Source organism: Exiguobacterium sp. s83 (assembly GCF_018617095.1).
Lineage (GTDB): Bacteria > Bacillota > Bacilli > Exiguobacteriales > Exiguobacteriaceae > Exiguobacterium > Exiguobacterium profundum.
The window spans coordinates 87,913-96,797 of sequence record NZ_JACSJP010000005.1 but is presented as its reverse complement, the minus strand read 5'-3'; the positions used below and the strand labels follow the sequence as shown (position 1 = coordinate 96,797).

6 protein-coding genes and 2 riboswitches are annotated in these 8,885 nt (G+C 48.6%); of the genes, 1 reads left to right on the top strand and 5 read right to left on the bottom strand.

Features of this window, described 5'->3' with window-relative positions; translation table 11 throughout:
• Positions 1-341 precede the first annotated feature (341 nt).
• Entirely contained in the window at positions 342-1,184 is an 843-nt protein-coding gene (locus KNO73_RS13865; protein WP_215112652.1) for a VanW family protein, read from the top strand.
• 26 nt (positions 1,185-1,210) lie between these two features.
• Here KNO73_RS13865 and KNO73_RS13860 read toward each other — a convergent pair whose 3' ends face one another.
• The 5 genes from KNO73_RS13860 to KNO73_RS13840 form a co-directional block, all read right to left on the bottom strand.
• Entirely contained in the window at positions 1,211-2,572 is a 1,362-nt protein-coding gene (locus KNO73_RS13860) for an NCS2 family permease (RefSeq protein ID WP_251025013.1), read from the bottom strand.
• 88 nt (positions 2,573-2,660) lie between these two features.
• Positions 2,661-2,762, bottom strand: a riboswitch (purine riboswitch).
• A 134-nt stretch (positions 2,763-2,896) separates the two neighbouring features.
• Positions 2,897-4,420 (bottom strand): glutamine-hydrolyzing GMP synthase, encoded by a 1,524-nt coding sequence (gene guaA / locus KNO73_RS13855; protein WP_031424658.1) that lies wholly within the window; start codon positions 4,418-4,420, stop codon positions 2,897-2,899.
• Between the two features lie 112 nt (positions 4,421-4,532).
• Positions 4,533-4,633: riboswitch (purine riboswitch) on the bottom strand.
• Positions 4,634-4,674: 41 nt separating this feature from the next.
• Positions 4,675-6,774, bottom strand: a complete 2,100-nt coding sequence (locus KNO73_RS13850) for a transglutaminase-like domain-containing protein (RefSeq protein WP_215112651.1) — start codon at positions 6,772-6,774, stop codon at positions 4,675-4,677.
• A complete protein-coding gene (locus KNO73_RS13845; protein WP_214689419.1) occupies positions 6,771-7,841 on the bottom strand; it encodes a DUF58 domain-containing protein in 1,071 nt (356 codons plus the stop codon). The genes KNO73_RS13850 and KNO73_RS13845 overlap by 4 nt, the downstream gene beginning before the upstream one ends.
• A complete protein-coding gene (locus KNO73_RS13840) occupies positions 7,838-8,788 on the bottom strand; it encodes an AAA family ATPase (RefSeq protein ID WP_214685761.1) in 951 nt (316 codons plus the stop codon). The genes KNO73_RS13845 and KNO73_RS13840 overlap by 4 nt, the downstream gene beginning before the upstream one ends.
• Positions 8,789-8,885 lie beyond the last annotated feature (97 nt).

The following is an 8,885-nucleotide window of genomic DNA, read 5'->3' as shown; positions in this document are numbered from 1 at the left end:
TTAAATTGACGAAGCTTGCGCTTCATTCAAAAATGGTAAAACTTATTTTTGCCTCATCGTTCAGTTTTCAAAGTTCGTCTGCCGCTCTTGGCGACTAAATGATAATAACATTTAATTCATTTTGATGTCAACAACTTTTTCGTTTGTTCAACGTTTGTCGCTGGCAACAGAGATAACTATATCACCTGCTTTTTGATCTTGCAAGCATTATCCTAAAAAAACTTTTAAATCTTTTTCTACATCATCCAAAGTTCGAATCCCAACTCCTTGAAGGAAGAATAAATCACTCTAAAGAATACAGCTATATCTAATAACGACTATAAACCTTTAAGGAGCCCTTCATGATGCAATCTGATTTACAGCGGCCTAAGAAACGTTCACCGCTCAGAATATGGTCCGGTACCCAAGTATATACGTTAAAGAGACGACTTGAATGGATGACGGATAAACGAAAATATGTTTCAAAGCGAAATCCTGACCCGATGCCATATCTGATCCATACACACCGCACTCCTCTATATCGCCAACTCCGAGATGTCGACATGGAAGTTCAACATAACAAGGTTATCAATCTGAAGATTGCAATCACCAAACTGAACGGCTCTATCCTGACTCCGAACGACGTCCTCTCCTATTGGAAGATGATCGGCAAGCCGACGAAACGTAAAGGATACGTCGACGGAATGATTCTCCATTACGGAAAAGTCACTTCAGGAATCGGTGGTGGTCTATGCCAACTGTCCAATCTAATCTATTGGATCACCTTACATAGCCCATTGACCGTAACCGAACGTTATCGTCACAGCTACGACGTGTTCCCAGATTACCGACGGGACCAACCTTTCGGGAGTGGTGCGACATGTTCTTATAATTATCTCGACTTACAAATCACAAACCAAACGGCGCAAACGTATCAACTCCTTCTATATATAGAGGGAGATCATCTCGTCGGGGAATGGCGCTCGAACATCCCGAATAAAGAACAGTATCGTATATATGAAGAAAACCATCATTTCACCCGTGAATGGTGGGGTGGGACGATCCGACATAACCAGATATTTAGAGAAGTCACTTCAATGAATGGCACACATCTTCGAAACGAGTTCATCACAGAAAATCACGCGATGACGATGTACGACCCATTCCTTCCTGAAAATACTGCATACAAAAAAGCCGACTCGTAATAGCAGAGCCGGCTTTTCAAATGAACTTATGCGTGTGGCAAGAACATGAAGTATGCCAAGAAGATGATCAACATCCCGTACATGATCGGATGAATCTCTTTCGTCTTCCCTTTTGCAATCATCATGAGTGGATAAAGGATAAACCCAAGTCCGATTCCTGTAGCGATTGATGACGTCAATGGCATCATGATAATCGTCAAGAAGGCCGGGACTGCAATCTCGATCTTTTTCCAATCGATATCGAGAAGTGCCGAAGCCATGAGCACTCCAACGATGATGAGTGCCGGAGCCGTGACTGGCGCCGTCACGACTGCCAATAATGGCGAGAAGAACAATGCTAACCCGAAGAATAATCCTGCGAAGACAGCTGTTAACCCTGTGCGTCCACCAGCAGCGACACCTGCTGACGATTCAACGTATGAAGTCGCTGTAGATGTTCCGAAGATTGCACCTGCCACCGTCGCTGTCGAGTCAGCTAACAACGCCTTACTCGCACGTGGTACTTTGTTCTCTTTCATGATCCCAGCTTGACGCGCTACCGCGACGAGCGTTCCTGCTGTATCAAAGAAATCGATGAAGAAGAACGTCAAGATGACAACGAGCATTTGAAGCGTGAAGACGTCACCGAAGTTGATGATGGCTTGACCGAATGTAGATGACATACTCGGCGGCATCGACACGACATCTGAAATGGCTGTCGGAGTTGGCACGAGACCGAAGATCATTCCGACAATCGCCGTCAACAACATCCCGATGAAAATACCACCTTTTACATCGCGCGCCATGAGCAAGGCACTGACCACAAGACCGAATACCGCGAGAAGCGTTGTGCCCGTTCCGAGCGAACCAAGACTAACAAGTGTTGCTTCATTCGCGACAACGATGCCTGCGTTTTTCAAACCGATGAACGCGATGAAGAAACCAATCCCTGCAGCAACCGCCATTTTGAGCGGAGCCGGAATCGCGTTGACAATCGTTTCGCGAATTCCTGATAACGTCAATGCGATAAAGAAGAGACCTGATACGAGTACACCTGACAAAGCCGTTTGCCAAGAAATACCCATCCCGATGACGACGCTATATGCGAAGAACGCGTTAAGGCCCATACCTGGCGCAATCGCAATCGGGTAGTTCGCGAGAAGTCCCATCGTCAATGAACCGACGACTGCAACAAGACCTGTCGCCACGAAGACCGCTCCTGTGTCCATACCCGCTGCCCCAAGAATGTTCGGGTTAACGAAAAGAATGTACGCCATCGCGAGGAAAGTTGTAAATCCTGCGATCAGTTCCGTGCGGACACTCGTACCGAGTGCTGTGAGTTGGAAGTAACGATCGATCCGACTCGTTGTTGATGGTTGTTGCTGTTCTTGCTTGAGCTGTGTGCTCATTTGTTTTCCTCCTTGTGCTCGCCGTAAAACGAGAAAAGGTCCCCGGCAAATGACCGAGGACCCCACGCGAAACATACGAGGGCATACACCCTCATCTATGTCTCGCCGTAGTGAAATCATTTAAGGTGATTTCGTAGAGACTCTCGGGCCATATCCCCGACATTATACGGCAAAATATTTTATAATTGTTCGGTTATAATAAGAACGTTCTTATCGTATCAGCGTGAAAATAGAATGTCAACTAAATTCACGGATTTTACATCGATAAAAAACGTGAATGTTCGGTTTTAAGACAAAACAGAGGGGATATCCCCTCTGTTCAGCTTATTCCCATTCAATTGTTGCAGGTGGCTTAGACGTAATGTCATACAGCACACGGTTAACGTGGCTGACTTCGTTTACAATCCGGACAGAGATCTTCTCAAGCACATCCCATGGAATACGTGCCCAATCGGACGTCATGCCATCGATTGAAGTGACCGCACGGACACCGACAGCATAGTCGTACGTACGCTCGTCACCCATGACTCCGACCGAGCGAATCGGCGTGAGCACCGTGAAGTATTGCCAGATGTCGCGTTCAAGTCCAGCTTTCTTCACTTCTTCACGTAGAATCGCATCGGATTCACGCACGATCTCTAACTTCTCTTCCGTGATTTCACCGAGGACACGAATTCCAAGGCCTGGACCTGGGAACGGTTGGCGCCAAACGATATAGTCAGGAAGACCGAGTTCTGTACCGAGTGCACGGACCTCGTCTTTAAAGAGCGTGTTGAGCGGTTCGATCAACGTGAAGTTCATATCTTCTGGCAATCCACCGACGTTATGGTGTGATTTGATTGTTTGTGCTGTGTCTGTCCCACTCTCGATGATGTCTGTGTAGAGCGTCCCCTGTGCGAGGAAGTCCATATCGACGAGTTTCGATGCTTCTTCATCAAATACGTAGATGAACTCGTTTCCGATGATCTTACGTTTTTGCTCAGGGTCCGAGACACCAGCCAGTTTCGTCAAGAAACGTTCTTGTGCATCGATTTTAATGACCTTCATGTTGAATCCGTCCGCGAACGTCTTCATGACGCTATCCGCTTCCCCTTTACGAAGGAGACCATGGTCTACAAACATACACGTCAACTGGTCACCGATTGCGCGATGAACGAGTGCGGCCACGACAGAAGAGTCGACACCGCCCGAAAGCGCACAAAGAACTTGCTTATCGCCAACGATTTCACGGATTTTCTCCACTTCGAGGTCGATAAAGTTTTCCATCGACCATTCGCCTTTGGCACCACATACTTCATAGATGAAGTTTTTCAAGATGTCGTTTCCATACTCCGAGTGACGAACCTCTGGATGGTATTGGACACCGTACATTTTCAACTCATCGTTTTTGATTGAAGCGACCGGGCAAGACGGGTTCGTTCCATCGACGATAAATCCTTCCGGTGCTTCCATGACGAGGTCACCGTGGCTCATCCATACTGTATGTTCGACTGGAAGCCCGTTATAAATCGCTGATGCTTCCGGCGTTGAGAACAATGTCGCTTTTCCGTATTCACGATGAGCGGCACGTTCCACACGACCACCGAAGTGATGTGTCATGAGTTGCATCCCGTAGCAGATCCCGAAGATTGGAATACCCAGTTCAAAGATCTCTGGATCACAACGATATGCACCTTCCGCGTATACGCTGTTCGGTCCACCCGAGAAGATGATGCCGATCGGGTTCAATTCGCGAATCTCCGCTGCCGTCATCTTATGTGAATGCAACTCGCTGTATACGCCAAGATCACGGACACGACGTGTGATCAACTGGTTATACTGACCACCAAAATCAAGCACCAAAATCATTTCTTGTTCTACTTTCACGAAATCTCCACCTTTCTGCCTTCTCCTCAAAAAAAGGACACGCCCCTCCCCCAGATCAACCCAAACCGAAGAAGAAGCACGCCCTTTTCTTTGTATACGAAACGTGCTCCTTCATAGTCGGTCCATTTACGGTGGTCCGGTAGAGACTCTCGCGCCAATTCACGAGTATATACGAAGGAATGCCATGTTCAATTATCTAACTAATGCGTCTATCTTACTTGATGCATCTCATCACTTCAACTCATAATTCGACGAATCATGATTTTCCAATATTCTTTATATTTTGAATTTGGCTCTTGTTCTGCGTAAACAACTTGCTCAAACAAAGCCGTCAGACGGGTCATATCATTCGTTTCATAGTAGGCATCGACCTCTTTAGCGAGTTCTGACGGCGTACGTCCATCAATTTTAAATCCGTTCGCACGCAGTCGTTTCATCAAATAGCGGTGCATCGAGACGAGACGCCCATCCGTGAGCGGACGACTCATCCACCAGACATACATGATTTGACGCGCGATGATTTTACGATTCCAAACGAGGATCACCACGAGGAAGAGAATGACAATCCATCCCCACACGGGCATGTTGCGCGCCTCCTCTTGAACATCACCTGTCGTCACATCATCGATCAACAAATCTTCTTGCGGACGGTTTTGCGTATCGTTGTCTTGATTTGCTTGGGGATCGTTCGCAGCCGGTGTCGTATCTTCCGTATCCGTTTCTCGTTCCATCTGCAATAAGTTGGCGTCCGAGAAACTGATTGTCGCTTCTAACGGAACCCAGCCCGCGCCTTCAATGAAATACTCGACCCACGAGTGGGCGTGACGATTTCGAATCGTATATTCTTCTTCACCTTGAACGACCCCTCGTGTGTCACCCATCGTAAACCCTTTTACCCAACGCGTCGGTATGCCGTTCGCACGCAACAACACGGCAGCTGACGTCGAGAAGTTATCGCAATACCCGATTTGTGTGTCGAACAGGAACTGGTCAACATAATCCGTGTCCCCCTCCGGTTGTGCCACATTTTCGGTATCGTATTGAAATTCTCCATTTCGGAAATACGCTTCTACCGCTTCCGCCTTCTCGTTCGGTGTCTCACTCTCCGCCGTAATGTCAGCGGCTAAATTTCGTACACGCTCTGGCAACGATTCCGGTAGCTGTAAATAGACCTGTTGCTCTTCTTCCGTGAGCGACGTGATTTCTTCATTTAATGCAAGCTGTTCTTCAGAGAAAGCCGGGACACTATAACGAAGTTGGATCGTCCGCGGAGTCGATTGTTCCTCATTTTCAAATACAATCTTTCCGGACGGTTGCATCGTAATCGTCTCGTTCGGGAACGCCCGCTCGATGTCACCAACTCGAAATTCGGTACCGGACTCCGTTTCGATGGCTTGCGGATATTCTCCACCATAAGGAACGAACGGTTGTCGGCGCTCAAAACGTAATAATGCCTGTTCCGGTGTCGTATCCACTTCCGAGTCCACCAACTGACCACGATTGTAGTTCGAGTCAAGGACCGGTGCCTCAACCCAACCTTTCCCCGTATAAATCGCCTTGGATTCGATGCGCCAATAGCGGGCCGGCACGCCGCGAGCGATGAAGACGATGCCGTCGTCCTGTTCAAACGGACCACCTAGCGATTCGTCGTTCACTCCATACCCAACTCGGCCTGGGCCACTCCCATCTCCTTCCGTCGTCGCATTCCGGAAACTCGTAGTGATCCGGTCAGACCAATCGCCTTCAAGCGTTGGCGAAGCGTTTGCGAGAGCCACGACGACACTGAGGAGTAGTCCGATACTGACGAATCGGACGAGCGATTGACTCGGTCGTTTCGCCAAATCGGTGACAAATAATAAGAGGAGCGATGTGACGATGGCATACAGGATATTGCCTTCCCCGTCATACAACGTCCACGTATCAAAATAAGCCATAACCCCAAGTGTCGAGACAATCATCCCAAGTGCAAAACTGTAACTCGGATAGGTTCGTCCGACGAGCACGGCGAACAGCAAGCCAATCAGCGCCATGGCAGAGAAGAAAATTGCTTCATTCGGCAGCTCACCGCTCATGACACCCATCAAATCTTCCATCCATAGCCCAAACCAGTCCAGAATACTGCCATGATGGACATACAAGATGACGAGGAAATGAAGAAGCGAGATCCCAAGGAAAGCAGCCCACGGCAGAAGACTGGCAAACATCGGCACGATAAGCAGGAAGTAAAACGGCCACGTCACATCGAACGTCGTACTTCCGACAATCGGCTCAATCCAGAACGACAACAAATAGGCGGCAAGCGCCGTATAGACGATTCGGGTTACCCATGTCTTCATACCGTCACCTCATTTACTGCCGTGTAGAGATGATAGCTACCTTGTGTCTCGTGCATCAACTCTCGAATGGACGTCGTTTCAAACGGACTGATCAAAATCAAATCTCCAGTTTGTTGAGGCAGATTTTGCTTCACTCGTTCGACGAGACGCCCCTCGGCTTCTGGCGTGGCGGTCAACAAGTAATGGCCGACTTCCGCACTCTGGTCGGGAAGATGGAACAGTCGCACCTGCTCTTCGATGACGTAAAGTTCAAACGGCAGATTTTTTCGTTCTAACTGACGAATCGCCCCAACGAGTAAGGAAAGGGAACGTTCAAACGCCTCTTCATACCCGGCAGAGACGGCAGGCACGAATACGAGTGAGAGCTTCTTCTCTTGTTCCTGGTCAAACGTCTTGGTCATCAAGTTCCCTCGACGTGCGGATGCCTTCCAATCAATCCGTCCGATTCGGTCCCCTGCCGCATACTCCCGAACTCCGCTGGTCGTATTGGCCACTTCGGTATACGTCCGCATTTGACGATATTGTTCCCCACGACCGCCGACATGTTCGTCTCGAGGTAAATCAAACGGCAATTCGGCAGGCGACACCTCGACGACCGTTTCGAGTCGCAACGTCCGCTTCCGGTCGAACAAACCGAACACATCGCGTACATGGAGCACGGTGCGGTCAAAGACATGAATCCCACGCTTGATCGCCCCGACCTCATACTGGACGACTTCTGCCTGCCGGAAAAAACGGTCAACCGGAACGACAATCGTCTTGTCTTCATCCGTCAAACGTTGTGGCAATCGTTCCTCTAACGTGACCATCCCAATTAAGAAGGGATACTTCCGTTCAATTCGTAACTCGACGTCCATCGTTTGTCCAGAGACAAGTCGCTTCGTCGTCACACGACGCAATACGTTTGCCGCCGTGACCGGATAAATCATAAAGAGCGTCCAGTAGACGGTCAACACGACGAACGACCACCATAATGTTGAGGCGACGATACTGCCTTCGATGCGGGCAAATGCATACAATCCGAATGCCGCCGCCCATACAACGAACAGCTTCATCCAGTTTTTCATACTTCATTGACCTCACGATCCATCGGGACAGGTAACGTATCCAGCCAATCTTGAATCAACTGATTTGGTGACTTTCCTTTATATCGCGCTTCCGCTGTCAAAAGGACGCGATGTCCGAGCACGCTCGTCGCCATCGCCTTCACATCATCCGGCAAGACGAAATCACGATTATGGATATACGCCCATGCCTGTGCTGCTTTCATCAACGCAAGTGTGGCTCGCGGACTCCCGCCTAAATACGTATGCGGATCTTTTCGCGACTCATGTACCAGTCGCACGATGTACTGCTTGACCGCACTCGACACATGTACGTCTCTCACTTCACGTTGCATCAGTTCGACTTCTTGCTTCGTGATCACGCTCTGAAGCGCCTCGAGCGGCTCTTCTTTTTCAAAACGTGACAACAACGCAATCTCTTCATTGAACGTCGGATAGCCCATCTCGATTTTAAGTAAGAAGCGATCCAACTGTGCTTCCGGTAACGGATACGTCCCTTCATGCTCAATCGGGTTTTGTGTCGCCATGACGAAGAAAGGTGACGGTAACACTTTCAACTCCCCGTCCACTGTCACACTTCGCTCAGCCATTGCCTCGAGAAGAGCCGATTGCGTTTTCGGTGAGGTCCGGTTGATTTCATCCGCTAAAATGATGTTACCCATGAGCGGACCTGGTCGATATTCAAATTCTCTCGTTTTTTGGTTATACATCGAAATCCCGGTCAAGTCGGATGGCAGCATGTCCGGCGTGAATTGAATGCGCTTAAAATCTAAGTCAATCGCTCGACTGAACGTACGAACGAGCATCGTTTTCCCCACTCCTGGTACGTCTTCAAGTAATACATGCCCACCTGCTAGCAAGGCAGTGAGACTTTTTGCGATGACTTCTTCTTTTCCGACAATCACGGTTTCAATAGCGGTAATAATCGATTGGACAGTTGGACGGTACATGACGGACTCCCCTTTTTTCTCTGGTCTAGGATGACTGAAAGTTAGAATGTTCTGACTTTATTGTGACACAAGCGAGTATCGGAAAGAAAGAAATACC